This is a genomic window from Rhodococcus koreensis (assembly GCF_900105905.1).
GTDB lineage: Bacteria > Actinomycetota > Actinomycetes > Mycobacteriales > Mycobacteriaceae > Rhodococcus_F > Rhodococcus_F koreensis.
In genome coordinates this window covers 5244347-5269664 of the sequence record NZ_FNSV01000005.1, presented here as the reverse complement: position 1 = coordinate 5269664, position 25318 = coordinate 5244347, and the positions used below count along the sequence as shown (strand labels likewise).

The window sequence follows — 25318 nt, the reverse complement described above, 5'->3', positions numbered from 1 at the left end:
CGTGCCGAGAACACTGATCGAGGTCGACCGCAATTCCGCCGAACCGCTCTACCGGCAGGTTCGACGGGCGATCGAACACGGCATCGCCAACGGACTGTTCGATCCACGCCACCGCCTCCCCAGTTCACGGGAACTGGCGGTCGATCTCGCGATCTCCCGGAACACGATCAACCTGGCCTATCAGGAACTGATCGCCGAGGGACTCGTTCAAAGCCACCAGCGCTCGGGCATGTTCGTGAATCCCGACATGATCGAGACGCTTGCGACGGACGCCCGCGCCACCATTCCGCGCATCGACTGGTCGTCCCGCATCCGGCGGTACCCCGACGCCGACGTTCCGCACATCGAGAAGAACGTCGACTGGCACAGCTACCCGTATCCATTCCTGGCCGGGCAGATCGACATCCGCAGCTTCCCGGCCCGCGCGTGGGTCCGCTGCCTGCGCGACGCGCTGTACCAGCCGCATGCCTACGCCAGCCTGCAGGACAGTGTCGGCGCGGACGATCCGATGCTGATCGACATGATCCGCCAGCACCTGTTGCCGTCGCGCGGCATCGAGGCCGGTGCGGACGAGGTTCTCGTCACCGTCGGTTCGCAGCAGGGACTGGACCTCGTCGGCCGCGTACTCCTCGGACCCGAACACCGCGTCGCGATCGAGAACCCCGGTTACCTCGATGCGCGACACATTTTCCTGCGCACCGGCGCTCAGGTGTACGGCATCGACGTCGATGCGCACGGTCTGCGCCCGCCGGAGACGCTGCGCGGCACGGACCTGATGTATCTGACCCCGAGCCATCACCATCCGACCAACGTGACGCTCGGCATCGACCGCAGGCAGCGTCTGCTGCAGCTCGCCGCGGAATCCGGCACCGTGATCGTCGAGGACGACTACGACAGCGAGTTCCGCTATCACGGCAGTCCCAGCCCGGCGCTCAAGGCCCTCGACTCCAGCGGCGATGCCGTGTACCTCGGCACCTTCTCGAAATTCCTGGCCCCCGGTCTGCGCCTCGGCTACCTCGTCGGACCCGCGGATCTGGTGCGTGAGCTGCGCAAAGCCCGCCGGTACGTGCTGCGCCACCCACCCGGTCATCAGCAGCGGGCGCTGGCGATGCTCATCGACAGCGGCGAGTATCACCGCGCGCTGCGCCATCACCGCACCCAGATGAAACACAAATGGGAACGCCTGTGCGCGGCCGTCGACAAGTACCTCCCCTGGCCGCAGGAGCCGTACCCGCCCGGCGGGGTCAGCCTGTGGATGACCGGTCCGGAGAATCTCGACTGCCGGGTGCTCGCGCGGGAGGCCGAGGCCCGCGGCGTCCTCATCGAACGGGGCGACATCTTCTTCACCCAGCCGGTACCGCCCCGCAACCACTTTCGCATCGGCTACGGGGCGATTCCCCTGCGCTCCATCGAGGAAGGCATCGCCCTCCTCGGCCAGGCGTGCCAGGCGAGTTTCCGCTTTGGCAGGTAGACCCCGACAACACCCGCGGCCCGGCCGCACCATTTGACTAACGATGGCCGGCACGTCCCGAAAGTCGGCCGTTGCCGGAACGAGCTGCGCCGCAGAGGTCCCGATAGCTCCGTCCGGTGACGAATCCCGAATCGGGGCGACAAACGGGACATCAGACGATCTGCTCTGGATAGTTGTGCGCTGTTTTGGGTGTCTCCCATTCGACGGTTTCTGATCCATGGCCGACCTATCATCGAAACAACCGAACGGATCCGATGAGTTCGTCGCCCGCGGCCGGTCCAAACTCGTAACACCCGAGGAAAGGACACCGCCATGTCAGAACTTCTCGTCGACTTCATCACCTCCCTCGACGGCAACGCATCGGGAGAGGGCTGGCCCGGGTTCTGGGGCCTCGAGGGCCCGGAGTACCTCGCTTGGCTCGGCGAGCAGCCCGAGGTCACCTACCTCATGGGAGCGAACACCTACCGCCTCATGTCAGGCTTCGCCGCCGGCGAGGTCCCGAATGGCCAAGATGAGTTCAGGGCCGAAGAAGAGGCGTCCGTCGACGAGCTCACGCAAGCGTCCAAGGTGGTGTTCTCCTCCTCGCTGGAGGAGCCACTGACGTGGGCCAACTCCACGCTCGTCCGCGACGACGCCGTCGAGACGGTCCGCGCCATGAAGTCGAATGGCTCGGGGCTCCTCAGCACGATCGGCAGCCTCAGCCTGTGCCGGTCCCTGCTACGGGCCGGACTCGTCGACCGCTTCCGAGTCGTGATGTTCCCGGTGATCACCGGGGCTACGGGCGCAGAACGCATCTACGAGGGCTACCCGGACGTCGCCCTCGAGATGATCGCGCACCGGACCTTCGACGGCCGCATCCAGCTGGTCGAGTACAAGCCACGCGTGCTCGAGCACCCGCCGCTCGGCGCCCCTGCGTGACGTCGCCCCGTCCGCTTCGTACGAACACCTGGCCTTGGCCGAGCTATGAGTCCACTCGACAAGGGTAGGTGATCGCACGCTCCGACTCCGTCCTTCTCCGCAATGCCGAGAAGGTTGGGACCCGCTGACCAGCGGACTGAACAATGTGGCAACGCAGCCCGGCGGTGTTCCTTCCATATTGATGAGGCGGGCAGGGCGTATAGCGACGTACCCGGGTCCCGGTAGTAATGGCGCAAAAAACAACGAAGTTCGCGTAGTGCCTGGTCGGCGGCGATTTCTCGGTTCGGGCTGCGAGCCGGGGTGGTTGGTGCTTGGCTTGGCTGCCGATGAGGTTGGTCGGCGTGTTGGAGGCTGAGGTTCGTGGCGACGCGGGTATTCACGAACGAGGAGTTGCAGCGCCTGCGGGAGTTCCCGGAGATCAGTCGTGAGGAGTTGTTCCGGTACTTCACGCTGACCCCGGCGGATCTGGCGTTCGTTGCTCCGCAGGGCAGGGGCCCTGCGGTCCGTCTGGGCCTGGCGGTGGCGCTGTGCACCTTGCCGTGGCTGGGGTTCGTGCCGGACAAGGTGCCGTCGGCGCCGCCGGTGGCGGTGGCCCGACTGGCGGATCAGCTGAATATCGATGCGGCGCAAATTCGTTCGTATGGCAAGCGGGCGCAGACACGGACCGAGCATGTGCGGCTGGTGGCCCAGTATCTGGGGTGGCGGCCTGCCGGGGCGATGGGCTGTGCGTGCTGCTGGGGCTGCGCGACGGGTTGCGCAGCGGGGATGTGTTCGTGCCGGGGTCACGCCGCTACGCCGACCCGGCCGCGTACCTGCTGACCCCGCAGGCGTGGGAGCCGCAGCGCGACGAGTTCTGTCGCCTGGTCGGCAAATCCGCTGATCCCGCTCGCGCGCTGGCGACCGCCACCGACGAGCTCGACGACGCTATGGGCGAGTTGGAGAAGGTGCTCGCCGACGGCGACGGGCCGGTCCGTCTCGATGAAGCCGGTGACCTGGTGATCTCACCGCTGACCGCGGAAGACGTACCGGCGGAGGCGACGGCGCTCAAGGCCGAGCTGACGGAGATGCTGCCGTTCGCGCCGATCGTGTCGCTACTGATCGAGCTGGACAAACGCACCGGCTACCTGGACTGCTTCACCCACGCCGGCGGCAAGCAGGCCCGCAGCCCGGAGGTGAAGCGCAACCTCATCGCCGTCCTGCTGGCCTACTCCACCAACCTCGGGCTGACCCGAATGGCCGAGGCGTCGGGCCTCTCCTACGACATTCTGGCCTGGACCAGCGAATGGTATGTGCGGGAGGAGACGCTGCGGGCGGCGAACCTGACGATCATCGACTACCACCAAAGGCTGCCGCTGACCCCGGTCTTCGGCGCCGGCACCCTGTCGTCGAGTGATGGGCAACGGTTCCCGACCCGCGGGAAATCGGTCACCGCCAGAGCGTTGAGCCGCTATTTCGCGACCGAAGGACTGAGCACGTATACCCATGTCACCGATCAGCACGCCACCTACGGCACGAAGGTCATCGTCGCGACGAGACGTGAAGCTCACTACGTGCTGGACGAAATCCTCGGAAATGCAACGGATCTGCCGATCACCGAGCATGCGACCGACACGCACGGCGTCACCCTGGTGAACTTCGGGCTGTTCGACCTGCTCGGGTTGCAGCTCTCGCCCCGCATCCGGGACCTGGGCCGGATCACCCTGTACCGGGCGGCGCCGCGGGCCCAGGTCGAGTCCGCGTCCCCGCACGCCGGGCCGCTTTTGACCCGGAAGCTGAATCTGGATCTCATCGCCGAGCACTACGACGACCTGCTCCGGCTGGCCGGGTCGCTGAAGTTCGGGCACGCCACCGCGTCGCTGCTGGTCGGCAAGCTCTCCGCGTCGGGCCGGCAGAACGCCCTCGCGGCGGCGCTCAAGGAATACGGGGCGCTGCGGCGCACGATCTACGCCGCCCGGTATCTGTCCGACCCGGACTACCGGCGCAAGATCTCCCGCCAGCTCAACAAGGGCGAATCCCTGCACGCGCTCCGCCGCGACCTGCTCTACGCGCACGAAGGCGCCGTGCGCGCGAGGCACCTGGAGGGACAGACCGAACAGGCATGGTGCCTCACATTGGCGACCAACGCCGTCATCGCCTGGACCACCGAGTATTACGGGCTGGCGACCGAACAAATGCGGCGGGCCGGGCGGCGGATCGACGACGAGGTGCTGGCGCACATCTCCCCGGCCCACAGCGAGAACATCAACTTCTTCGGTGCCATCGAGGTCGACATCGACGCCGAACTCGCCCAGCTCGGCCCCACCGGGTACCGGCCGCTGCGCGTACGTGACACCTTGTTCTGACCGGGGGAAACCGAGTGATGCGATGGACCCGATGGCCCCGGCCGCGAGCCTGAGTCACCCCGTCGCGCCCGATTCCGAACGCCTCGACACCTTCCGGGTTCTCGCCGACCCCACCCGGATGCACTCGCCGCCCGCACCGCACACCCGCCCGACTGACACCGGCGGCGGCCCAGGGTCATTGGCCCGAGATTTGTGTCGGCGCCGTCCTTGACCTCACCGGTAACAGCACCGCCCGAGCCGGGAGCGGAGGGAAACCATGGTCGCCGCCATGCCGATGCTGCCCGGGAAATCCTGGGCCGAGGGTTTCAATCAGGTCGAGGCCGGTTGTGGTGGTCAGGTATTCGCTCTGCTCCTACGGCGCAAAGAGGCGCTGCCGGGGTGCTCAACTGTCGCGAGCAATGATGCCGGCTTTTGCCGACTCGACGAGCGTTCGACCCGGGGACGACATTGTCCTCACCGCGCCTGCTGCTTGCCTGACACCGGGCCACTTGATCGCCCAACTCCCTTCTCTCACAAGGTCATCGCCAGCGGGGGTAGGGCGGAGCAGGATCGCCGTCCGATACAGGTTCGTGGCGTGGTCGCTTTCGGCGTGAGATTCAGGTGGAATCCGATGCTGTTTGCCGCTTCTGGCGGGCGGTGGTGTTCCACCAACGGCGGGCGTACCTGCTGAGGGTTGCTTGGTTGTCCAGCCCTATGGTCGCGGCGATCTGTGTGAGTGGCAATCGGGTCTCGGTGAGGAGGGTCGCGGCGCGTTCGCGTCGGACGTCGTCGAGGATTGTGCCGTAGTTCGTGCCCTCGCTATGGAGGTGCCGTTGAAGTGAACGTGTCGACATGGCAAGGAGGTTCGCGGTCGCCTCGATGCTGAGGTGGCTGGTGCCGAGGGACTGACGCAGGAGGGCCTTGGCGCGCGTGGTGACGGTTAGGTCGGGAGGGCTGAGGTGCTGTTCGAGGTAGGTCAGTGCCAGGTGTCGGGTGGTGCGATCGCCACCGGCAATGGGTTGTCGGGACAGCGACCGGGGGACACGCAGCACGGCGGCGTCGCGGTTGAATGTGACGTGGGTGCCGAACAGCGACTCGTATCGGGCAAGGGGTGCGACCCCAGCATGGGGCAATTCGACGCTGCGGAGTCCGTAGCTGCCGCCGTTGAGGTAGAGGAGCGTGCGGTGGAGGAAAAGGAGTCCCATGTCGATGCTCTGGGGTGGGGCGCTGACGCCGGGCGGGTATCCGTAGCGGCAGCCGACGACACCGCGGACGCCGCGCGGGTCGGGGACGAGTGCGACGCTGAGGCCGCGCGCGTGGACGAAGAGGTATTTGGCAGTGCAGTCGAGTGCTTCAGCGATCGATCGGGAATTGCGAACGGCGATTGCCAGGGGGCCGAGCAGGTTGAGATCTTGGCGCAGCGCTACCCGCAGTCCCATATCGGAGCAGTTCAGTTTCTGGGCCGCGAGTTCGAGCATCGCGGCCATGGCTGTGTCTCTGACCAGGAGTTCGTCGCTGTCCAGGGAGGCAAGGGGGAGTCCTGCACGGGTCGCGAGTTCATCAGCGTCGCCGCCAAGTTCCTCGATGACGTGGCGGACGCCACGCAGGCCTGCAGATCTCACCCACGCCATAGCGAAGAGTGTCGCGGCCGTTGGCGTGATCAGTCAAATTGTTGGCGCGATTCGTCAAGTTCGATGGACGGCGCGTCCATACGTTGGGGCCATGGATTTCACACCTTCGGCACGCGCCCAGGAGCTGACCGAGGCGGTCTCCGGGTTCATTGCCGAGCACATCGCCCCGATCGAGCACGAGTATCACCAGGAGGTCGCGCAGCTGCGGGCCGGCGGTGGCGACCCATGGATCCCGTTGCCGATTGTGGCGGAGTTGCGGTCGCGGGCCCGGGCGGCGGGATTGTGGAACTTGTTTCTTCCCGCGGGGCATGAGCGGGACTATGCCGAGCGGTACGGCACCTGCGGTGGAACCGGCCTGAGCAACGTCGACTACGCGCCGGTCGCCGAGACGATGGGCCGCTCGTTCCTGGCGCCGTACGTCTTCAACTCCAACGCGCCAGATACCGGCAACGCCGAGGTACTGCTCAAATACGGATCCACTGAGCAGCAAGCGCGGTGGCTCGATCCCCTGCTCGCGGGAGAGATCCGCAGTGCGTTCTGCATGACCGAGCCGGGTGTTGCCTCGTCGGATGCGACGAACATGGAGCTTTCGGCGGTCGTCGACGGCGACGAGGTCGTCTTGAACGGCCGTAAGTGGTGGTCGACGGGTGTCGGTCATCCGGACTGTCAGATCTTGCTGGTGATGGGGGTGACTGCGCCCGAAGCCGACCGCCACCGCCGCCACTCGATGGTCCTGGTGCCGGTCGCAACGCCCGGCGTGAAGGTGGAGCGCCTGTTGGACACCATGGGCTTTCAGGATGAGCCCTACGGACACGGGGAGGTCAGCTTCACCGACGTCCGGGTGCCGGTCGAGAACATCATCGCCGGGCCGGGGCGCGCTTTCGAGATCGCCCAGGGGCGACTGGGTCCGGGACGGGTGCATCACTGCATGCGCCTGATCGGTTTGGCTGAGCATGCACTCGAGCTCGCATGTCGCCGTGGATTGGAGCGCACCGCGTTCGGAAAGCCACTGGCGAGCTTGGGTGGCAACCGCGAGCGCATCGCCCAGGCCCGGATCGCGATCGACTCGGCACGCCTGCTGGTGCTGCACGCCGCGTGGAAACTCGACCGAGGCGGGGCACTGCACGCGCTGTCGGAGGTCTCCCAGATCAAGGTGGCGGTGCCGAACATGGCCCAGCAGGTCATCGACTTCGCCATTCAACTGCACGGCGGCGCCGGTCTGAGCAGCGACTTTCCGCTGGCTGGCGCCTGGACCGCCGCCCGAGCGGTCCGGCTCGCCGACGGCCCCGACGAGGTGCACCTGGGCATGGTGGCGCGAGTCGAGCTCGGCAAGTACGGGGCCAGCCGATGAGGGCGGGGCAGCAGCGGCGCGGTTCGATCGTCATCACCGGCGCCAGTTCAGGTTTGGGGGCGGAGATGGCCCGCCAGTTCGCCGCCCTCGGCTACGACCTCGGGTTGGCGGCGCGGCGGGTGGAACGACTCGCCGAACTTCGTCAGGAGATTCTCGCCGCCCATCCCGATCGTCGAGTCGAGGTTGCCGCGCTCGATGTCACCGATGGTGACGCGGTGCATACCGTCGTGGCCGAGCTCGATCGGCGCCTCGGCGGTATCGACCGACTGATCGCGAACGCCGGCAGCGGCACGGGGGCCGCGCTCGGCACCGGCGGCTGGAACGCCAACAAGATCACGGCCGAGACCAACTTCGTCGGAGTACTGGCTCAGGCCGACGCCGCTATGGAGGTCTTCCGGAGGCAAGGGCGTGGACACCTGGTACTGATCTCATCGATGTCGGCGGTTCGAGGTATGCGCCGGGCAATGACCACCTACGCCGCCAGTAAGGCTGGCGTCGCCGTGGCTGCCGAGGGGCTGCGCGCCGAAGGACTCAGCGGCATCGATATTTCGGTCATCTACCCCGGCTACATCGCCTCGGAGATGAACGCACATGTCCGCGACCGCACCCCGTTCCTGGTTGACACGGCCACCGGCGTCCAGGCGATGGTCACCGCGATCGAGAAGCGCCGCAAGAAGGCTTACGTACCGGTCTGGCCGTGGGTTCTCGTGGGTGCCGCGATGCGGTTCCTGCCGCTCGCGGTGGTCAGGAAACTGTCATGAGCAGGCGCGCCCGCGAGCACACGCAGCACCACCGCCGACCCGAGGCCGCCGGCGATGTTCGCCGCGAGGATGCTTTCGACGTCGACGCCCTCGCCGGTTGGCTGCCCGAGCATGTCGGCCCGCAGTGGGCGACGGAACTGTCGGGCACCCCGCGGGTCACGCAGTTCTCCGGGGGAGCCTCGAACCTCACGTATCTGCTGAGGTTTCCGTCAGGACGAGAGGTGATCCTGCGGCGCCCGCCTGCGGGAACTAAATCCGACGGGGCCCACGATATGGGGCGGGAGTACCGGCTGCAGACCGCACTGCGTCCACATTTCCCGCTCGCTCCGGAAACTATCGCTCTGTGCGAGGACTCGGGCGTGATCGGGAGCCCGTTCTACCTCATGGAGCGCGTCGATGGGCCGATTCCCCGCAGGCATCTTCCCCGAGAAAACGCGGAGGCACCGGAGCAGGTGAGCAGGCTGTGTCACCGGGTGGTCGACGTGCTCGTCGATCTGCACTGTGTTCCGATCGAGGGGACCGAACTCGCGGCACTGGGCAAGGGGGATGGCTATGTGAGTCGGCAGGTCGAGGGCTGGGCCAAGCGCTACACCGCGGCCCGCACCCGCAACGTCGGGTCCTTCGCCCGGGTCATCGACTGGCTGCGGGTGAACCAACCCGCCGACCGTGCCGCGGTACTGATCCACAACGACTTCCGACTCGACAACATCGTCCTCGACCCGGCGGACCCCACCGTCCCGGTCGCGTTGCTGGACTGGGAAATGGCCACCATTGGTGACCCACTCATGGACCTGGGAAGCGCGTTGGCGTACTGGGTCCAAGCCGACGACGGCTGGCTGTTCCGGCAGTTCCGCCGCCAACCCACCCATGTTCCCGGCATGCTCACCCGACGCGAGGTCGTCGCCCACTACGCCGAACGGACGCGAATCGACGTCACCGAGGAACAATGGGCGTTCTACGAGGTCTTCGGCCTATTTCGACTTGCCGGAATCTGTCAGCAGATCTACTACCGCTACTACCACCGTCAGACCACCAACGCCGCCTTCCGGACCTTCGGGATCGCCGTCGTCGCCCTCGAACTGCGCTGCCGCCGAATCATCCGCGAGATCGAACGCCGCCGTCGAGCCGGAACCGCTGCACGGCGCATCGGGTTGGAGCGGTCGTGAGCGCGCCGCGATCCCCCGGCCGAGTGCCTATCCCACACACAGATGGTCGTCGCAGTACCGCGGCCCGTCGGCCAGGTCGGCATCACCGAGGCGTCCGACCGAATGCAAACAGATCAACGTCCGGTATGCCCTCACAGAGTTGACTGCCCCGACTGATCGTCGCCTCAATTCGGCAAATGAACAGGTGGTGTCAGGGCTGTGCGGCGGGCGGGGCTGCGAACGAGCCCGACGCCCCGAGGATCGCGTGGACCGCGGCGCGGACTCGCTCGGCGACGGCCCCGGTGGAGATGGCATCGAACTTGCCGTCGAGGTGCAAGAACGCCAGACCATGCACCAGCGCCCACACCGCATCAGCCATCGCATCCGGGGCGGCAGTGGGAAATGTCTGCTGCACAATAGATTTGACGTACTCGTGAATCGCCGTTGTCGCGGCTACCCGTTCAGGGTTGGTCGGGTCGCACGGTTCGGCGAACATGACACGGAACAGTCCGGGGCGTGCGAGCGCGAACTGGACGTAGGCGATGGCGATCGCGGCGAGGTCGTCTGCGGTGGTCGGGGCGGGATGGGCTGCGGTCAGCCGGCCGGCCAGGTCTTGGTAGCCCACCGCGGCGACGGCGGACAGCAGCGCATCGCGGTCGGAGAAATGCCGGTAGGGCGCGGCCGTGGACACGCCGGCGCGTCGAGCGGCGGCGCGGAGCGAGAGTTCGGCGGCTCCGTCTTCCTCGAGGAGTTCCACCGCCGCGCGCACCAGCGCGTTGCGCAGATCGCCGTGGTGATACGGCTGGGTCGTCGTTGCCATAATCTCAATTTAGCAAGTGTTGACAACGCTTACATACCCGCCTGGTGTTAGTGACGCAACGCATGGTGTGATCATCGTCAGCAGGGCGCTGGCAGGTAGCGTGTCCTCGAGGCGCGGCACAGGCACGCGGCAGCCTCGGTGCCGTGATCGCGGTGGACGGTGTCGTGACCGCGGCGGCATCTGTCGGAGCGGGCGCGCCGGGCAGAATCCACCGATGAGCGCCCCAGCGCTCACGCAGGATCCGGTGCCAAGGTCCGAAGCCGATGCCGGTGACCTGCATCCCTCTCTCCTGCGCCGCGTACTCAGCTTCGCGCGCCAAGTCCTTCCGGACGACAACATTGTCTATCTCCTATCGGCGAGTAGGGCCGAGGCCGTCCAGTCAGATGCGCGCGAGGCCGACCTCGGCGCAGGCGGCGGGGAACTCGTCAGCGCCGAGTCCGTCGATCGGGCCGACGACACCGGGGGTTCGTCCCAGACCTAGAGCCAGGCGGTGTGCTGCCATTGCCATGAGTTCGGCAGTGACCGTGTACGGGGATGGGCCTTCCACCTCCACTTCGGCCAGGACCTTCCCGGACGACGCACGGGCGACTGCGACCGCGAGTCCCCGGGTCTTGGCGCGCTCTGCCGCGTCTGGACCGCCGGCCGGGCCGGCCATCCGTGCAAAGGCACCGTCGAGCACGCGGCGTCCGAGGGCGGTGCGGGACAGGGTGGTCGCCAGGAGCGAGGCGGCCTGCATGGGTCGCGCGAGCTCGGGGAACCATCCGTTGAACACCCGCACCTGGCGAAGCCCCGGGTACCGGGCCGGCAGCTGCAGCACCTCGGTGCCGGATGCGAGGATTGCGTTCCGCGTGGCACCGCGCACCGTGAAGCGCCTGACGTCCTGGGCGGCGCGCCGGTCTGCCAGTGCCCCGTCCCGGTACATGGTGACCGGGAGGGTCATCCCCTCTGCGACCGTCTTCCGGGTTCCCTGGCTCAACCCCTTCCACAGAGGTCCGGTTGCGAAGTAGCCGATGTCGAGGGACCACGTTTCCGCGCCGCCTTGTTCGGCGGCGAGCGCACCGGCGAGCACCCCGGGAACGTAGTCGTAGCCGAAGGCGGGAAGCATTACCGATCCGGTCTCGCGGGCAAGGGCGTCGTGGCGGCGGTGGAGTTCGCGCACGAACCCGATCTCGCCGGTGGAGTCGACGTAATGCGCGCCGGATCGGGCGGCAGCTTCGGCCGCGACCCATCCCACCCGCTCGAACGGTCCGACACCGGTTACCAGCACCTCGCCCGGCTCGATCAGTGCCTGCACGCTGGCGGGGTCGGAGACGTCGGCGACCCGGTACTCGAGGCCGCCGTGCGCGGCCGCCAAGTGTGCGAGCTTGTGTTCCGATCTGGCGGCGAGCACTGGTCGCAGGCCTCGCCGCACGAGCGCCTCGACGGCCAGGCCACCGGCGTATCCGGTGGCCCCGAAGACGACGATCCGGGTTGGCGCGTTCTCTGTCATGGTGGAGTCTCCTTCGAGTTCGGGTCGGTGTGCCTGGCCGTGCTGGGGTTGGTACCTCGGGCGGCCCCGGTGTTCGGTGTTCAGCTCAGCGAGCCGAATTCGGTCCGGTCCAGGCGTCCGCGGTGATCCGCAATCGTGCGGCCCCGGCGGCGTACGGACGACCGCCAGTCGGCGCTCCCCGGGCGGCGGTCCTCCTTTCCTACCGGCGCAGGTAATACCGGTGATTGCCGGCTGCTCTCAGGCGGTGAACTGGTGCACCTCTGTGCGCTGAGCCTTGTCGACGCTGCGAGACGCACCGTCGTCTGGAAGCCGGGTGAAGGCTGGGAAGCGGTCGAAGACGCGGGTCGCTATCAGCCCGGTCGCGATGCTGATCGCGGCAAGCACCAGTAGGTACCACCAGGCGGGCTCCATTCCTGAGCCAGGCGTCGAGTCGAAGTAGAGGATCGAGCGCAGTCCGTTGACTACTGCACGCATCGGCTCGAATGGGGCGATCGCACGGAAGAAGTCCGGGGTGGCTTGCAGTGGGATGGCCCCACCCGACGACGTCATCGCCAATGCCACGAAGAAGAAGGTGTTGACGAGCGGACCGAAGGATCCGAACAGAGCGAAAACGGTCAGCCCACCGACGCCGACCGCGGCGACGGTAGCGGTCGCGAAGAGCCATAGTGTGAGCGGTGAGATCAGCGGCATACCGAGCCACGGCCCGGCGACGAGGAGGATCGCGGCCGTCGTTGGTGGAGTGGCAGCCAGCATCACGAGCCACTTGAGGATCAAGGTGCGGGTGCGGGAAAGATGGCGGTACGGGTTGCGACGGACACGGGGGCCTGTCTCCTGAGGGATGAACCCGATCACGGTGTCAATGAGTGGATGTACCGCGGAGGCGCCGATGAATGCCACGATGATCAGGACGATTGCCAGGTAGAAGACGCTGGTGCCTAGGCCGGTGTGGGAGGGCAGCGGATCGAGTGGTGCGATGGCAATGGCGAACGGAGTCGCCAGGGCGGTGGCGGTGGCGGTGTCAACAGGTGCTCCACCAGTGGCCATGAGCTGCCGGCCGAGTGCAGTGCGTACGCCCTCGACAACCGGGCCGACGTTACCGGTGAACAGGCCGGCGGTCATCGCACCGGACCGGGACGTGGTGTCCAAGTGGACAACCGGATGTGTCGGCGCACCCGGGCCGGGACGGGTCAGCGCGCCCACCTGGGCATTGAAGTCATTCGGGATTCGGATGATGCCGACGATGTGCCCGTTTCGCATCTGGTGGTCGGCTTCATCGGTGGACATCGACGTCAGCGTGATCTTGTTGTCGTCGACGTGTTGCTCGATGCCGTCGGCCACAGCGTCGGCGGGGCTGGCGGCTCCGAGTTGCACGGTCTGCGGCTCCACGACCAGCGCTACGGGAAGGTCCTTCAGGTCACCCTGCGGGTCGATGGTGCCGCCGAGGTAGACGGCGGGGAGCGTGAACCCGAGGAGGATCAGGATCGTTACGGACGCTATCCAGGTACGCGGGTGCCAAAGGAATCGCCGCGTGACGGGTTCGGCGACTACCGAGGGAGATACTTCGGGCACTGCGTGTTTCGTGGTCCGGGCTGCTGGGCTGGGTTCGCTCACTGCGCGACTCCTCGGTCATTCGTTGAGTAGGTGGTGACGCTGAATGGGATCGGACGCCGCGTTGCGCGCGCCGAAGCCGAAGTCGGTCGAAGTTGCGCATAGGGCGACTTCAGACGCCTACGAGGTATGCGGCTGACTGATCTGTGCCCGGATCAGGTCTTTCGAGGGAGGACGGCGGCACTGAAGTCGAGCTGTGCGGTCGGTGGGTTTCCTTGCGCGGTGGTGGTGCGTCTGTGGCGCACATTCGACCGGTCGGGTGCGGGCGTGACCGCGGAACCTCGCCTTGACGCCGTGTGTCGCGGACGGGTTATCCGGGCGAGCTGGGTACAGGGCCGCACGAGATTGTCTGATGTGGCGGTCATTTCGGCCCCGGACGTACGAGGTGGACGCGGGACTCCGCGTGACTGTCGATGCGGATCGGTGAAACAGCGGATGCCGCGGTGCAGCGGTTTGGTGGTCGCTCGACAGGACGGCGAGCGACCACCGGTAACCGATCAGTGCAGGGCGGTTCGGAGAGTGTCCTGCGCCAGCTTGATGGCGGCGGCCGCACCCTGGGTCGAGCGAAGCGCGTTGAGCATCATGAAGTCGTGGATGACGCCACCGACACGAACGTGGGTGACGGGGACCTCGGCCTCGCGGAGCTTGGCGGCGTAGGCCTCACCTTCGTCGCGAAGCACGTCGGCCTCGGCGGTGATCACCAGGGCTGGGGGCAATCCGCGCAGTTGGTCGACGGTCGCGCGCAGCGGAGAGGCGTAGATTTCGGCACGCTGGGACTCGTTGCTGGTGTACTGGTCCCAGAACCACTGCATGCCTTCGCGAGCGAGGAAGTAGTGCTCGGCGAACTGGTGGTACGAGGGGGTGTCGAATGCACCGTTGGTCACCGGGTAGAGCAGCACCTGCTGCGTGATGTGCACATCGCCGCGATCCTTGGCCATCAGAGTCAGGACGGCGCTCATGTTGCCGCCCACCGAGTCGCCGGCGACCGCGAACCGGGTGGCATCGAGCCCCTTTTCGGCGCCGTGCGCGAACACCCACTGGGCGGCGGCGTAGTTCTGTTCGATCGCCGTCGGGTACTTCGCTTCCGGGGACAGGTCGTAGTCGGGGAACACCACCGCGGCGTCGGCGCCGACGGCGAGCTCACGGACCAGTCGGTCGTGGGTGTGCGCGTTGCCGAACACCCAACCGGCCCCGTGGATGAAGAACAGGACCGGAAGGGTGCCGGTGGCGCCTGCCGGTTTCACGATGCGCACCTTCACCGATCCGGTCGGACCGCCCTCGACGGTGATCCACTCTTCGTCGATCGCCGGTTTGTCGATCTCCCCGGACTGGACCTCGTCGACCGTTTTGCGCCCCTTGGCCGGTGGAAGCTGGAACAGGAACGGGGGCGTGTCGGTCGCCTTCGCGAATTCGGCGGCCTCGGGCTCGAGGACGGGCTTGATGTCGGTCATGTCACTCTCCTGTCGCGGGTTCCGGCGCTGCGGGGTGCACTGCCGGTATGCGAATCACCGTGGGGCACGGCCCCATCGTCGGTGCTACCTGTTTCGGCTCGACCAGTAAATTCTGGGCAAGCCGGGATGGTTCCTGCCTCCTTTCTTCGCGAGAAGTCCTGTGCCGTCGGTGGTCGGTGCATCCTGCCGTCGACGGCACCAGTTCGTGGGGGTCAGGATTGGGTGGGAAGCAGTAGCACCTTGCCGACCGAGTCCTTCGAATCGAGCATCGCCTGTCCGCGTTCGGCGTCGGCCAGTGGCAGCTTGGCCGAGATGACCGGCCGCACGAGCCCCTGGGTGACCAGTGGCCACTCCTTCTCGGCCACCGCGGCGACGATCTCGGCCTTGGATCCGGGACCGGTCAGCGGCCGGTTCCGGACGTTGAGGCCGATCACCCGGGCGCGCTTGCCGATGAGTGCTCCGACGTTCAGTTCGCCGGTGAGGCCGCCCTGCATGCCGATGATCACCAGTCGTCCGCCGATCGCGAGCGCGTCGACGTTGCCGGGTACGTACTGGCCGCCCATGATGTCGAGGATGACGTCGACCTGTCCGGCGAGCTCGGTGGCGAAGTTCTGCTCGCGGTAGTTGATCACGATGTCGGCTCCGAGCTCGCGGCAGCGGTGCGCTTTGGCCTCCGAGCCGACGGTCACCGCCACCGTGGCGCCGAGTGCCTTGCCGACTTGGATGGCGTGGGTGCCGATGCCGCTGCCGCCGCCGTGCACCAGCAATGTTTCCCCGGCCTTCAGGCCGGCGTCCATGACGATGGTCGACCACACGGTGCTCGCCACCTCGGGCAGCGCGGCCGCGTCGACGAGGGAGAGCCCGTCCGGGATCGGCAACAGCTGGGCAGCCGGGACGACGACGTACTCGGCGTATGCTCCGCCCGCGATGAGAGCGCACACCTCATCGCCCGGCCGAAACCCGTCGACTCCCGCGCCGACCGCGCCGACGGTCCCGGAGGCCTCCATGCCCATGATGTCGGTGATTCCGGGCGGCGGCGGGTAAAGGCCCTGGCGCTGCATCAGGTCGGCGCGGTTGATGCCGGCTGCGGCGACCTCGAGCAGGACCTCGCGAGCGGCGGGGGTCGGTGTGGGGACCTGCTCGATGTTCATGTTCTTGTCATTGTCGACGACGATGGCCCGCATGGTGTCGGGAACGGTGTCGGGGGTGGTCATGTCAGTGCCTTCCGTGCAACCGCGGCGGCAAGGCCGGGGAGGCCGGGCGCGCTGCGACTGCGATGAATAGTTGGGTCGTCCGATGACCGGCGGATCCCGATGTGCGGCAACAGGATGCGTCTTGGTCCGGATCGCGGGTTCTGAGGGATGAGGGATGCGGAGAGCGGTCAGCGGGCGCCGATCAGCTTCCAGACGCGCAGTACCGCGGTCAGCGCCGGCACCCATGTGGTCCACGGGATGCGTGCGGGCGGGGTGAAGCCGAGGGCGCGTTGATGGGCGACGGTCTGCGGTTCGGTGTATTTGAGGATGCCGTCCTTGCCGTGGCGGCGTCCCACGCCCGAGTCACCCATTCCGCCCATCGGGGAGTCGATGCTGCCCCACGCCGCGGCGAAGGCCTCGTTGACGTTGACGGTGCCGGCGTGCACCCGGGCAGCCACCGCACGTCCGTGGGCGCCGTTGCGGCTCCACACGCTGGCGTTCAGCCCGTATGAGGTGGCGTTGGCCTGCGCGATGCCCTCCTCGACGTCGGCGAAGCCGTAGATCGAGACCACTGGACCGAAGGTTTCGTGCGCGTGGAGGGTCATCTCGGGGGTGACGTCGGTGAGGATGGTCGGCTCGTAGAACAGCGGACCGAGATCGGGGCGGGCGTGCCCGCCTGCCAGCACTGTGGCGCCCTTGCCGACGGCGTCGGCAACGTGCGTGGTGACGGTGTCCAGCTGGGACGCAGTGGTGAGGCTTCCGACGTCGGTGCTGTAGTCGTAGGCCGCGCCGAGCTTCAGTTTCTTCGTCCGCTCCACGAACTTGGTGACGAACTCCTCGCGCACCGATTCGGCGACGTAGATGCGCTCGATCGAGACGCACAGTTGCCCGGCCGACGGGAACGCGGCGGCGACGGCGCCGTCGGCGGCACGATCGAGGTCGGCATCGTCGAGCACCAGCATCGGGTTCTTGCCGCCCAGCTCCAACGAGGCTCCGATCAGACGTTCGCCGGCGTCCCGGGCGATCTGGCGGCCGGTGGCGGTGGACCCGGTGAACATCACGTAGTCGGCGTTATTCATCAGCGGCTCGCCTATCGAGCTGCCACGGCCGACCACCATCTGCCACACGTCGGCGGGAAGCCCCGCCTCGTACATCAGATCCATGGCCCACAACGCGGTGAGCGCGGTCTGGGTGTCGGGCTTCTGTACCACGGCGTTACCGGCCAGCAGGGCGGGAATCGCATCGCCGGCGGCCATCGACAGGGGGTAGTTCCACGGCGAAATGATCGCGACCACGCCCTTGGGATGGTGCAGCTCGGTGGTACGGGTCAGGATCGGGATCGCTCCGCGCCGGCGCTGGGGGGCCAGCAGCTTTTCGGCGCTGCGCGCGTAGTACCGGGAGGTGATGGCGGTGTCGGTGATCTCCAGGAACGCGTCGCGACGGGTCTTGCCGTTCTCCGCCTGCATCAGGTCCAGGCCTTCGTTCTGGCGTGCGAGGACCAGGTCGTGGAACCGCAGCAGCACCTTGCGGCGCTCACCGATCGGGGTGGCTGCCCATGTGGCCTGGGCGCGACGAGCCCGGACGAAGGCTTCCTCGACGTCGCCCGGGGTGGAGACCGGGAATTCGGCGAGTGGCCCGCCGGTGTAAGGGGCGGCGGTGGCGACGCGGGTGGCGTCAGCACTGGCGGCGACCCGACCGGTCAGACGCTCCCGCAGCTGGGCAGTCAGCGAGGACGGGAGGCCGGCGGTCGTCGTCACTTTGTCGGGGGTGTAGATGGACATGGTGGGGACTCCGTTGAGGGTGTCGGATGTCGGCGTGGAGGCGTGGCCGATTACCGGCTGCGGACCGAGAACGGGACCGGCATGTGCAGCGCGGCCTGCGCTTCGGTGCTGACGTCGAACGCGATGGTGCGGATCGGCTTCAGTGCGCGCAGGTCGTCGGCCATGCGTCCGGTGCCGACGGTCAGGTCGACCCCGCGCGGGAACATCGAGGTTCCGCTGGCCAGCACGTTGGTCTGGTTCAGGGTGGAGTACCAGGCGTCGTCGACCTTCGTGTAGGAGGTCAGGGTGGATACCTTCTCGCCGCTCCGGGTGCGCTTCTGAGTCGGTGTCGGGGCGGAGAAGGCGAGGTCGACGCCGCCGTCGGCGTTGGCGATCCGGGCGGTGGTCCGGCGGTCGTCGATGTTCACGTCCAGCTCGGTGACCCATTTCGGGAAGCCGTAGCCGTGGCGGCCACGCACCTGGGCGATGTCGGTGTTCACCGGCAGCGAGAGCACGTACGAGTGGAGGTGGTCGTTCGCCAGCGCGGACGCGACGTCTGCAACGGGAATTTTGCCGTGCCGGGCGGGGCGCACCGCAACCCCCACCGCAGCCTCGGTGTAGAAGTCGATGTCGCAGACGTCGTAGCGGAAGAACATCACCGACACCAGGCCGAGACCGGGAGCGATCTCCAGTGGGGCGAGCTCACCCGGGATCCGGTTCCGGATCGCCTTGCTGGGCGCGATCATGGTCAGACGTGCCGACGACATCGCGTAGTAGAAGTTCGGAGTCAAGGTGGGCCCGATCCGGGACTCGACCCGGGTCTTGGGAAGGGTCCGGAAGAAGTCGACTCCACCGACCCGCGGATCGCGCGCCACCTCGTCCAGGTCGGTGTCCATCCGGAAGCGCTCGAACAGGCCGCCGGCGGGGACTGTGACGGTGTGTCCACCCAGGTCGACCTCGATGGTGTTCTGCTTTGTTGAAGTCATGTGTCGGTCCTTCGCCATCGGTATGTGTGCACTGCTTACATGAGGCTAGACCGATGATGTAAGCAATGTCAACACCTCGTGGGTTCTTGGGGTTGGGGTGAGCGTTCTCGATGCGGGCCGAGCGTGGCGTGCACGACCCCACGAATCCGGGCCCTGAGATCGGGGGTCGAGCTACCGGCGTACTTGCCGTCCAGGTGCAGGAACGCCAGGCCGTGCACCAGCGCCCAGACTGCGGTGGCCATCGCCGCGGGGTCGGCGGACGGGATGGCGCGCTGCACCAGCGTCTGCAGGTAGCCCTCGATCTCGTCGGCGGCGCCCTGCCGCTCGGCGTCCGCCGGATGGCACGGTTCGGCGAACATCACCCGAAACAACGCCGGCCTGGCAAGCGCGAACTGCACATATGCCACCGCGATGTCGGCAAGGTCGCCCGGGGCCTCGGGCGCCGGGTGCGCCCCCTCCAGGGTGGTGACGAGTTCCCGGTAACCCACGGCGGCCACTGCGGATAGCAGTGAGGTGCGGTCGCTGAAGTGGCGGTACGGAGCCGCCGCCGAGACGCCTGCGCGGCGTGCGGCCGCGCGCAGCGACAGGCCCGACGCGCCACCGTCTTCATCGAGCAGTTCGATGGCGGCACGCACGAGCGCATCGGGTAGGTCGCCGCGGTGATAGGGCGTGACAGTCATGTACTCAACCTCCTCGGTTGTTGACGCCGCTTACATTCCAGCTTAGTGTAAGCGGCGCTTACTTGCTTTCGGGGTCGCCCGGAAGCCTTTGACCGAAAGGGTTCGAGGTGTCCAAGGAAATATTCGCCACCGACTTGTTCCAGCCGATCACGTTGCGGTCCGGGCAATTGCTGCCCAACCGGATTGCGAAGGCCGCGATGGAGGAGGGGATGGCCGCCATGGGGCAGCTGCCCACCGAGGGGCTGATCGAGTTGTATCGCCGGTGGGGCGCCGGCGGGGCCGGCGTGCTGATCACGGGGAACGTGATGGTGCACGCGGAGGCGCTCACCGGCCCCGGGGGTGTGGTGCTCGACGAGGGTTCGCCGCTGGGACCGTTTGCCGCCTGGGCGAAGGCGGGGAAGGCCGGCGGTGCCGCCATGTGGATGCAGATCAGCCACCCCGGTCGGCAGATCCAGGCGAACATGCCCGGTGTCATCTGGGGGCCGTCCGACAAGGCGGTGGACGTCGGCAAGCACTCGAAGAACTTCGGTCGTCCTACCGCCATGACACCGCAGCAGATCCACGACACCGTGGCCCGCTTCGCGACCACCGCGCGGCGAGCGGAAGCGGCCGGGTTCGACGGTGTCGAGATTCACGCCGCACACGGCTACCTGCTGTCGCAGTTTCTCTCGCCGCTGGTCAACACCCGCACCGACGAGTGGGGTGGTTCGCTCGAGAATCGGGCGCGAATGCTCCTCGACATCGTGCGGGAGGTGCGCTCACAGGTCTCGCCCACCTTCGCGGTCGCGGTCAAACTCAACTCCGCCGATTTCCAACGCGGCGGGTTCGACGCCGCCGACGCCCGCACCGTGATCGCCATGCTGGCCCCACTCGGCGTCGACCTGGTCGAGATCTCCGGCGGTAGCTACGAAAGCCCGGCGATGTCCGGGCGCCCGGTGGACGGGCGCACCGCGGCCCGGGAAGCCTACTTCCTGGAACTGGCGGCCGAACTGGCCCAGAACAGCCCCGTACCGCTCATGCTGACCGGGGGAATCACCCGCCGCGAGACCGCGGAGCACGTACTCGCCAACAACGTCGCACTCGTCGGCATCGGCACCGCCCTCGCCGTCACACCCGATCTGCCGGCGCGCTGGCGCGCGGGAACCGACGCCACTGCGTCGCTCGAGCCGGTCACGTGGAAGGACAAGCCGCTCGCGTCCCTCGCCGGCATGGGCATGGTGCGCTATCAGCTGCGCCGGTTGGCCCGCGGGAAGCAGCCCGCGGTCGGCGTCGGCCCGGCCCGCGCTCTCGTCGCCGATCAGCTGGTCAAACGCCGCGCGCTCCGGCAGTACTCGAAGTGGCTCGCTTCCCAGCCGCGCAGCGAGACCGGCGCCTCCCGCGTGTGATCCCGCGCTTACCTCTCCATCCAGCGCGGCGAACCTTCCACTACTCCGCGCCCTGCCCCTCGCGGCAAAGGCATCCACCTGTTGACGCGCGCACACCACCCGCATAATGTAAGCAGTGTGCACATTCGGCGGTGTGCCGAGACCGAAACCATCCCACGTGGCCCGGTGACGCCCCGTTCGAGAGGAACACATCATGACGAAGGTCCTATTCGTAGTAACCGCAGCCGACCGGTGGACCCTCAACGACGGCACCGTGCATCCCTCGGGATACTGGGCCGAGGAGCTCGCGGTGCCCCACCGCATCTTCACCGAAGCCGGATGGGACATCACCGTGGCCACCCCCGGCGGCAAGGCACCGACGCTCGATCAGCTCAGCCTCGGCATTTCCGGGGGAATGCCGTGGAAGCGCCGCGATGTGAAGAACTACCTCGACAGCATCGCCGACGTACTCTCCCACCCGGCGTCGCTGAATTCGGTGGATTCGGACGAATACGACCTGGTGTTCTACCCGGGCGGACACGGCCCGATGGAAGATCTCGCCTACGACAAGACCTCCGGCGAACTGCTGACCCACCGTCTGGCATCGGGTAAACCGCTGGCCCTGCTGTGCCACGCGCCGGCCGCGGTCCTGGCCGCAACCAACCCCGACGGCACCTCGGCCTTCGCCGGTTACCGAATGACCGGGCTGTCCAACCGCGAAGAACTGCTGAACCGATTCGCCAAGAAGGCGCCGTGGCTGTTGGAGGACAAACTGAAAGAAGTTGGCGCCGAGTACTCCAAAGGACTGATCCTGCTGCGCCCACATGTGGTCGTCGACCGCAACCTCTACACCGGTCAGAACCCGCAGTCCTCGGAGAAACTGGCCACCCAGCTCGTCGACGTTGTTGTCGGCGCCGCGAAAGGCTCCGCGACCGGGTAGGGCCGTCGTGCTCGCATCTCGGTGTCGGCCTGGTGCCGAGCATTTCCCGACTGCCGCGGAGCGATTGTGGGCACTGGCGTCATCGTGCATCCAGTCGCCGGTGTGTGCGCCGCCGATCTCGAGTGCTGCGTTCCCCCCGGCACCACCAATGGGATCGGCTCGCCCGTGCACCGGCCGGGGGATCGGTGCGGCGCTGGTTGCAGCCGTCCCCGAGGCGTTCTTCACTCGTCGTCCATGGTTTCGCCCAGCGGCTCCTTGAGCGCAATCAGGCAGGCCGTGCTGACGACGGCGAGGGCAGAGAGGAACCCGGCGATGCCCGCCTTGCCGAAGGCGTCGACCAACCGGTCGGCGAGGAGCAGCGGCACGGCACCGCCGAGGATGCCGGCCAGGTTGTATGCCATGCCGGCACCGCTGTAGCGGTAGCGGGCATGGAACAGCTCGGGCAGGTAGGCGGCGGCCGGACCGTAGGGGATGCCGAGGGTGATCATCAGTACCGCCATCGCCATGAAGAACGAGACCGCGTTGCCGGGCTGCATGACCGCGAAGGCGAGCGGTCCGGCGACGATGCCGAAGCAGGTGCCGGTGAGCAGGACTGCACGGCGCCCGAACCGGTCGGACAGGATCGCCGACGCGACGACGACAACGCACATGACAAGGGCAGCAAGGATATTGACCACGAGAATCGACCGCTGAGGCAGACCGAGGACGCCGACCTCCGGCGCGGCGCTGGCATAGCCGGTGAGGAAGACGATCGAGATATAGAAACAGCCGAATGTCATCGACAGCATGCCACCGCCGAGCAGAATCTGCCGCCACTGATCGCGGATCGCGTCGAGGAACGGGAGCTTGAGCTGCTGCCGACCCTCCACGACCTTGGTGAACGACGGCGTCTCGGCAATATTGAGTCGGACCCACAGGCCCACGCAGACGAGCACGGCACTGATCAGGAACGGAATCCGCCAACCCCACGCCGCAAACGCGGCACTGCTCATGGTCAAGGAGGTCAGCAGGAAGGTCGCACTCGACAGCGCGACGCCGATCCCGGGGCCGAGCTGCGGGAACATGCTGTACTTCCCGCGCTCGCCGGAGTCAGCGTATTCCGAGGTCAGCAGCGCCGCTCCCGCCCACTCGCCGCCGAGCGCAAGGCCCTGCAGAACGCGCAGAAACACCAGCATCAACGGCGCGGCAACCCCGATGGTGTCCGCGGTCGGGACCAGACCGATCGCGAAGGTCGAGCCGCCCATGACAACCAGGCTGGTGACCAGCGTGCGCTTGCGGCCCAGCCGATCTCCGTAGTGGCCGAACACGATCGCGCCCAGCGGGCGCACCACGAACGCAATTCCGAAGGTCGCAATCGCCGCCACGGTCGCCGCGCCCGGACCGAACGAGGGAAAGAACAGCGGGCCGAACACGAGAGCCGCAGCGGTGCCGTAGATCAGGAAGTCGTAGAACTCGATCGTCGTACCGACCAACGAGGCCGCAGCGATGCGAGCCATCGGACGTCGGAGGGCGGAAGACTGCCCCGGGGCCGCGCCCCGGCTGGTTCTGATCGTCATGAATGCCTCACTGGTCGAGCCGCTGCCGCGGCGTTCAGTCATCGGCGGGCTCAGTCGAGCTCCCGCCGTCCCTCAGAACAGAACTGTCCTCGGACGTGACCCCGGACACACGATGGGCCAGTCACAGGATCTTCCGAAAACCCTTGTGGTCGAACCACACACAAAGTGAGTGAGCGAGTGTCGTGAACGTGCCAGCAACCTCCCCAGCCGACCCGCGGGTCGTACGAATCGCCGAGCGGGTGCATGGCTCACTCCAGGAGATCGTGGAGTCGTCCGTGCAGCGCACCTGGGACGAAGTGGGGGCATATTCCGCAAGTCCCGACGCGAGTCTGCGGGACGACCTTCACCGCCACATCGACGCGGTCTTTCGGGTGGTGCTCGACACCCTGCGCGAAGGCCGCGCCGCGAGGCCCGAGGACTTCCCGATGACCGCCTCGCAGGCCACGCGGCGGGTGCGTCAGGGCGTCGGCCTCGCCGACTTCCTACGTGCCTACCGACTCAACCAGGAGAATCTGTGGCACGGCATCGTCACGGCCTGCGGCGGGGATCGGCAACTGCGCGACGCGGCGCTCGGTCAGGTCTCGCACGTGATGCAGGTAATCGAGGCCGGAGCCTCGGTCGCCGCCCAGACCTACCTGAAGGCCCAGCAGCTGGACGTCGCCGACGGCGACCGGGCGCGCCGCGACCTGCTCGAGGATCTGCTGGCCGGGCGGGAGCCGGCTGCGGGGCCCCGACGGGGCCTGCTTCGCGAAGTCGGCCTCGAGACCTCGACACGCCTGGTCGTAGCCTCTGCCGTGCCGGCGCAGTCGCTGGCCCCGGGCCAGAGCTTGCGCGAGGCGCTGATTACGCTGCACAGCGCCTTCGGAACCGGAAACCGTGGACTCACCGTCGTCCGCCAAGACGAGTTGATCGGTGTCTCGCCCGTGGTGGGCTCGGTCGACGCGCTCATCGATCGGCTCACTCGCGCGCACGCGCAGCTGAAGCGTGCCGGCCTGAGCTTGTGCCTCGGTGTCTCGACCGAGCACGCCGGCCACGGCTCGGTGTCCGACGCATACGCCGAAGCGTGTGTCGCCCGCGACGGATTGGCCCGCGAGCCCGGGATCCGGGCTATGCCGCGGCTGTCGACCTTCGACTACCTGGTAAGCCGACCCGACCCGACAGTGCACCGCCTGATCCGCCCAAAGCTACGGATGTTCGTCGAGGACGACCTACGTCGTGGCGGTGTTCTGATCGCGACACTGCTCGCCTACATCGACGCGGACCTGAACGCAAAGATCGCGGCCGAACGCCTGCACACCCACGTGAACACCATGTACTACCGACTCGACCGTATCGCCGCGCGCACCGGATATGACCTGCGGCGAATTGTCGACGTCCAGGAGTTGCTGATCGCGGTCCGACTGCTGAGCGGCGCCGACGGTGGCCATGCGGGCTCAACCGTGGCCTGACGCCCAAGGTTACAGTGCAATCACACTGCCGACTTCGCTCTCAAGCTGTCGAGAATCCACGTCGACCACGCGGGCGGGGCGAAAGCGTCACGCCCTCAACTCGATCTGGTGCTGGCGCGGCTCCGCGCCGACGACGTCCTGGTGATCACCCTTCAGCCCGATGCCGCGCTCGCGCAGGTCGGCGCCGAGGGTGATCAGGTGCAGCGTTGACCGCCCGAGCCGGTCGAGGCGGTGATTTGGCTCCATCCCGATCCCGACCACCGCGGAACGGTCATCGGCCGACACCACTGTCGGCATTGCGAACCCGGGCAACCGGCATTCGACATCGCCTGCAGAATCTGCGGCGACGGCCCCATCCTCGCCGGCAGACTCGCTGAGCTGGCCGAAAAAGGTGATCTGACCAAGCCGGTCCAGCGATGGCTCAC

At 67.3% G+C, this 25318-nt stretch carries 19 protein-coding genes and 1 pseudogene; 9 read left to right on the top strand and 11 right to left on the bottom strand.

Translation table 11 applies throughout. From position 1 onward, the window contains the following. Window position 1: 1 nt before the first annotated feature. The 3 genes and pseudogenes from pdxR (at window position 2) to BLV94_RS28635 (ending at window position 4731) form a co-directional block, all read left to right on the top strand. Window positions 2-1471: a MocR-like pyridoxine biosynthesis transcription factor PdxR gene (gene pdxR, locus BLV94_RS28645; RefSeq protein WP_072944979.1), complete on the top strand. Its 1470-nt coding sequence runs from the start codon at window positions 2-4 to the stop codon at window positions 1469-1471. A 312-nt stretch (window positions 1472-1783) separates the two neighbouring features. Beyond that, complete coding sequence (locus BLV94_RS28640; RefSeq protein ID WP_072944977.1) at window positions 1784-2389, top strand: dihydrofolate reductase family protein; 606 nt, start codon at window positions 1784-1786, stop codon at window positions 2387-2389. A gap of 360 nt (window positions 2390-2749) precedes the next feature. Continuing rightward, a pseudogene (locus tag BLV94_RS28635) lies at window positions 2750-4731 on the top strand (Tn3 family transposase). Between the two features lie 596 nt (window positions 4732-5327). Here BLV94_RS28635 and BLV94_RS28630 read toward each other — a convergent pair. Next, a complete protein-coding gene (locus BLV94_RS28630) occupies window positions 5328-6341 on the bottom strand; it encodes an AraC family transcriptional regulator (RefSeq protein WP_072944975.1) in 1014 nt (337 codons plus the stop codon). A gap of 91 nt (window positions 6342-6432) precedes the next feature. Between BLV94_RS28630 and BLV94_RS28625 the strand changes: the two genes are divergently transcribed. From BLV94_RS28625 to BLV94_RS28615, 3 genes are read left to right on the top strand one after another with little or no spacing between them, the layout of a single operon-like run. After that, a complete protein-coding gene (locus tag BLV94_RS28625) occupies window positions 6433-7692 on the top strand; it encodes an acyl-CoA dehydrogenase family protein (RefSeq protein WP_072944973.1) in 1260 nt (419 codons plus the stop codon). Beyond that, window positions 7689-8453 carry an SDR family oxidoreductase gene (locus BLV94_RS28620; RefSeq protein ID WP_011595757.1) on the top strand — a complete coding sequence of 255 codons (765 nt, stop codon included), beginning with the start codon at window positions 7689-7691 and terminating at the stop codon, window positions 8451-8453. The genes BLV94_RS28625 and BLV94_RS28620 overlap by 4 nt, the downstream gene beginning before the upstream one ends. Then, entirely contained in the window at window positions 8450-9619 is a 1170-nt protein-coding gene (locus BLV94_RS28615; protein WP_072944971.1) for a phosphotransferase family protein, read from the top strand. Before BLV94_RS28620 ends, BLV94_RS28615 begins: the two co-directional genes overlap by 4 nt. A 190-nt stretch (window positions 9620-9809) precedes the next feature. On the opposite strand, the gene BLV94_RS28610 is transcribed toward BLV94_RS28615, so the two are convergent. From BLV94_RS28610 to BLV94_RS28575, 8 genes are all read right to left on the bottom strand, one after another. Beyond that, entirely contained in the window at window positions 9810-10418 is a 609-nt protein-coding gene (locus BLV94_RS28610) for a TetR/AcrR family transcriptional regulator (protein ID WP_011595759.1), read from the bottom strand. 379 nt (window positions 10419-10797) lie between these two features. Then, window positions 10798-11907, bottom strand: coding sequence for a saccharopine dehydrogenase family protein (locus BLV94_RS28605; protein ID WP_072944969.1), 1110 nt, complete (start codon window positions 11905-11907; stop codon window positions 10798-10800). Between the two features lie 237 nt (window positions 11908-12144). Next, a complete protein-coding gene (locus BLV94_RS28600; RefSeq protein WP_244163677.1) occupies window positions 12145-13476 on the bottom strand; it encodes a YhgE/Pip domain-containing protein in 1332 nt (443 codons plus the stop codon). A gap of 536 nt (window positions 13477-14012) precedes the next feature. Continuing rightward, window positions 14013-14966, bottom strand: coding sequence for an alpha/beta hydrolase (locus BLV94_RS28595; protein ID WP_072944965.1), 954 nt, complete (start codon window positions 14964-14966; stop codon window positions 14013-14015). A 212-nt stretch (window positions 14967-15178) separates the two neighbouring features. After that, complete coding sequence (locus BLV94_RS28590) at window positions 15179-16150, bottom strand: NAD(P)H-quinone oxidoreductase (RefSeq protein WP_072945100.1); 972 nt, start codon at window positions 16148-16150, stop codon at window positions 15179-15181. 197 nt (window positions 16151-16347) lie between these two features. Beyond that, the gene (locus tag BLV94_RS28585) at window positions 16348-17940 is read right to left on the bottom strand and encodes a succinic semialdehyde dehydrogenase (RefSeq protein WP_072944963.1); all 1593 of its coding nucleotides are present in this window, start codon (window positions 17938-17940) and stop codon (window positions 16348-16350) included. Window positions 17941-17990: 50 nt separating this feature from the next. Next, window positions 17991-18905, bottom strand: coding sequence for an acetoacetate decarboxylase family protein (locus BLV94_RS28580; protein WP_072944962.1), 915 nt, complete (start codon window positions 18903-18905; stop codon window positions 17991-17993). 68 nt (window positions 18906-18973) lie between these two features. Then, window positions 18974-19585 carry a TetR/AcrR family transcriptional regulator gene (locus BLV94_RS28575; RefSeq protein WP_016882070.1) on the bottom strand — a complete coding sequence of 204 codons (612 nt, stop codon included), beginning with the start codon at window positions 19583-19585 and terminating at the stop codon, window positions 18974-18976. Window positions 19586-19692: 107 nt separating this feature from the next. On the opposite strand from BLV94_RS28575, the gene BLV94_RS28570 reads away from it, so the two are divergent. Then, window positions 19693-20970 (top strand): NADH:flavin oxidoreductase/NADH oxidase family protein, encoded by a 1278-nt coding sequence (locus BLV94_RS28570; RefSeq protein WP_072944960.1) that lies wholly within the window; start codon window positions 19693-19695, stop codon window positions 20968-20970. Window positions 20971-21163: 193 nt separating this feature from the next. After that, complete coding sequence (locus tag BLV94_RS28565; RefSeq protein ID WP_072944958.1) at window positions 21164-21889, top strand: type 1 glutamine amidotransferase domain-containing protein; 726 nt, start codon at window positions 21164-21166, stop codon at window positions 21887-21889. A 221-nt stretch (window positions 21890-22110) separates the two neighbouring features. Here the strand turns inward: BLV94_RS28565 and BLV94_RS28560 are convergent, their stop codons facing one another. Beyond that, a complete protein-coding gene (locus tag BLV94_RS28560) occupies window positions 22111-23445 on the bottom strand; it encodes an MFS transporter (protein ID WP_072945098.1) in 1335 nt (444 codons plus the stop codon). A 182-nt stretch (window positions 23446-23627) separates the two neighbouring features. Here BLV94_RS28560 and BLV94_RS28555 point away from each other — a divergent pair, with 182 nt between their 5' ends. Next, window positions 23628-24893 carry a PucR family transcriptional regulator gene (locus BLV94_RS28555; protein ID WP_482822427.1) on the top strand — a complete coding sequence of 422 codons (1266 nt, stop codon included), beginning with the start codon at window positions 23628-23630 and terminating at the stop codon, window positions 24891-24893. A gap of 87 nt (window positions 24894-24980) precedes the next feature. Here the strand turns inward: BLV94_RS28555 and BLV94_RS52175 are convergent, their stop codons facing one another. Then, on the bottom strand, window positions 24981-25190 hold the full coding sequence (locus tag BLV94_RS52175; RefSeq protein WP_072944954.1) for a recombinase family protein: 210 nt from the start codon (window positions 25188-25190) through the stop codon (window positions 24981-24983). Window positions 25191-25318: the final 128 nt, after the last annotated feature.

Coding starts and splice junctions, on each gene's coding strand:
- BLV94_RS28640 (WP_072944977.1), top strand. CDS start 1,784: ATGTCAGAACTTCTCGTCGACTTCATCACCTCCCTCGACGGCAACGCA.
- BLV94_RS28630 (WP_072944975.1), bottom strand. CDS start 6,341: ATGGCGTGGGTGAGATCTGCAGGCCTGCGTGGCGTCCGCCACGTCATC.
- BLV94_RS28625 (WP_072944973.1), top strand. CDS start 6,433: ATGGATTTCACACCTTCGGCACGCGCCCAGGAGCTGACCGAGGCGGTC.
- BLV94_RS28620 (WP_011595757.1), top strand. CDS start 7,689: ATGAGGGCGGGGCAGCAGCGGCGCGGTTCGATCGTCATCACCGGCGCC.
- BLV94_RS28615 (WP_072944971.1), top strand. CDS start 8,450: ATGAGCAGGCGCGCCCGCGAGCACACGCAGCACCACCGCCGACCCGAG.
- BLV94_RS28610 (WP_011595759.1), bottom strand. CDS start 10,418: ATGGCAACGACGACCCAGCCGTATCACCACGGCGATCTGCGCAACGCG.
- BLV94_RS28605 (WP_072944969.1), bottom strand. CDS start 11,907: ATGACAGAGAACGCGCCAACCCGGATCGTCGTCTTCGGGGCCACCGGA.
- BLV94_RS28595 (WP_072944965.1), bottom strand. CDS start 14,966: ATGACCGACATCAAGCCCGTCCTCGAGCCCGAGGCCGCCGAATTCGCG.
- BLV94_RS28590 (WP_072945100.1), bottom strand. CDS start 16,150: ATGCGGGCCATCGTCGTCGACAATGACAAGAACATGAACATCGAGCAG.
- BLV94_RS28585 (WP_072944963.1), bottom strand. CDS start 17,940: ATGTCCATCTACACCCCCGACAAAGTGACGACGACCGCCGGCCTCCCG.
- BLV94_RS28580 (WP_072944962.1), bottom strand. CDS start 18,905: ATGACTTCAACAAAGCAGAACACCATCGAGGTCGACCTGGGTGGACAC.
- BLV94_RS28575 (WP_016882070.1), bottom strand. CDS start 19,585: ATGACTGTCACGCCCTATCACCGCGGCGACCTACCCGATGCGCTCGTG.
- BLV94_RS28565 (WP_072944958.1), top strand. CDS start 21,164: ATGACGAAGGTCCTATTCGTAGTAACCGCAGCCGACCGGTGGACCCTC.
- BLV94_RS28560 (WP_072945098.1), bottom strand. CDS start 23,445: ATGACGATCAGAACCAGCCGGGGCGCGGCCCCGGGGCAGTCTTCCGCC.
- BLV94_RS52175 (WP_072944954.1), bottom strand. CDS start 25,190: ATGCCGACAGTGGTGTCGGCCGATGACCGTTCCGCGGTGGTCGGGATC.